At 64.6% G+C, this 2190-nt stretch carries 1 protein-coding gene and 1 pseudogene; both read left to right on the top strand.

Going from position 1 to position 2190, the window contains the following annotated elements:
• The first annotated feature begins 287 nt into the window (after window positions 1–287).
• Window positions 288–1214, top strand: a complete 927-nt coding sequence (locus ACN6LB_RS45750) for an IS5 family transposase (protein ID WP_445031089.1) — start codon at window positions 288–290, stop codon at window positions 1212–1214.
• 471 nt (window positions 1215–1685) lie between these two features.
• A pseudogene (locus tag ACN6LB_RS45745) lies at window positions 1686–1853 on the top strand (IS256 family transposase); the annotation flags it as partial.
• Window positions 1854–2190: the final 337 nt, after the last annotated feature.

Below are 2190 nucleotides of genomic sequence, written 5' to 3'. Positions count from 1 at the left end.
AAGAACCGACTCGCCGCCATCGAGCGCGAGACCGACGTTGCCTGAGAGCTGAGCACGTTTATCTGTACTTGGCTGAGCACTTCAGGGAGTACGCGGACAACGCCGGCATCGACGTCACCGACACCCCCCTGTTCACCGGCACCCGCGGCGCCCAACTCGCCGGCCGCGCCACCCTCATCACCTGCGGCCCCCTCCCTGGACCAGCTCGGCGGCGTCAAGGCCACCCTGGAAGTCCTCACCCGCATGGAACGCTGATGACCCGCAAGAACGAAACACGAGCGCCGGCCGTGCGCGAGCGGTGCTACCCCAGTGACACCACGGACGCCGAATGGGCCGTCCTCGAAGCGCTGCTGCCCGTCCCGGCCTGCGAGCTGCCCACGGGCGGGCGCCCGGAGAAGCATCCGCGCCGCAACGTCGTCGATGCCATCCGCTACGTCAACGACAACGGGTGCAAGTGGAGGTCGGTTCCCGTCGACTTCGGGATCCCCTGGCGCACGGTCTACGGATTCTTTCAAAGGTGGCGGGCGAGTGGGGACCTGGCCCGCATCCACGCCGAGCTGCACCAGCTGGTCCGTGTCCACGACGGCCTCAATCCCAACACCGTCGCGGTCATCCTGGACTCCCAGTCCATCAAGGGATCCGAGACGGTGGGCCAGGACACCCGCGGTTTCGACGGTGGGAAGCTCATCAACGGCCGGAAGCGGCACCTGGCCGTCGACATGCGGGGCATGGCGCTGGCCGTCATGGTCACAAAGGCCTCGCCGCACGACAGCGTCCCCGCCCGTGACCAGCTCTTCCGGCTGCGCCTGACCCATCCCGAACTCGCCGTCGCCTGGGCGGACTCCGCCTACGGCGGAACCCTCGTCGACTGGTCCCACTCCTTCCTCGGCATCACCCTCAAGACGGTGCCCCGCCGCAAGGACCAGGATGGCTTCGCCGTCCTTGCCAAAAGGTGGCGAGTCGAGCGGGCCATCTCGTGGATCATGAGAGCGCGCAGAAACGTGCGGGACTACGAAAGGCTCATCTCCCACAGCGAGGCCCACATCACCTGGACCTTCATCACCCTCATGGTTCGCCGCCTCACCCGCCCTCCCCGGCCACCACGGATCTCACCTCACCCCGTCGAACCGGTGAAGGCGGCCGACAAGCCCAAGCCGATACGCCTGCGGAAGCAGTCGAACATCATCCGCCTCGCCCCGGTTGCTCTGAGCTGACGAATGTGATTCGTGACTGAGCACCGCAGTTGGCCGCTGCCTTCTCCCCGGCTGAGACGGGGAGAAAACAGTGGGTGGAACAGTGAAGAGAGCTGCCCTCAGTGGTGGATCAGGAGTTCGCGCAGTAGTCGGAGGACATTGGCCGTAGTCGAGACTGCGGCCAGAACCAGCCCCAACCTCGGCTTCAACTTGCGCTGCTTCCTCTGCCGCGAGGTACCGTCAGGGGACATGATGCATCACCTCTCTTTTGGTGATCTTCAGTGCCCGTCGGGGCGAGTCAAAGCTGTCCAGGCCGCTCGCACCGACGGGCTTCTTGTTGCTCTCCATGGAAGCAAGAGATCGGCGGTTCACAAATTAAATCTTGACTATCCGGACACCGATTCACCTTTCTCACCTGGGGAGTTGAGATCGCATGCATCCGTCCTCCGCCAGCCCTGACCTGGTGGTTAGTCGGTTCGCGTGCGGCTATCCCCAGCCTCAGTGAACACCGGCGCTGGACCGGTAGTGATGAAAGCTCTGCGGGTGAACGACAAGCGCACTGACGAGACCACCGGGGAGCGCAAGCGGTTCTCCTCGGCGACCCTGCCGCCGTGGTGCCTGAAGTCCCCGAAGATCAACAGGGTGTTCCACTGCTTGCACTCAACTCCTGCGAGCGTGAGCGCGCCCGAATTGTAAGGGTGTCGGGCGCGCGCGGTCCCGCGTGCCTGTCCGGCCGGCCTGCTCGTCCGGCCGTTCGGCGCAAAGCCGTCGCACGACCTTCGTCTGCGAGACACCTCCGCCGCGCCGGCTACTACGTCGAAGAGACCGATTCTGGCCCATGGGTCAAGGGCAATTACGGCGTCCAGCTCCGCATTCTCCCTGGTAATCAGGCTGTCTAAGTAGCTGTTGTCGTTCCGATCTTGAGGCTGGTAGATCGAACGGGAGTCCCGATCAGGTGATCGTGGAGTGCTGGGCGCATACAAGTAGGGCCTCCTGA

Source organism: Streptomyces sp. SAS_270, from assembly GCF_052543295.1.
Note: the sequence above shows the minus strand (reverse complement) of the source record. Positions and strands in the feature narration are given on the sequence as shown.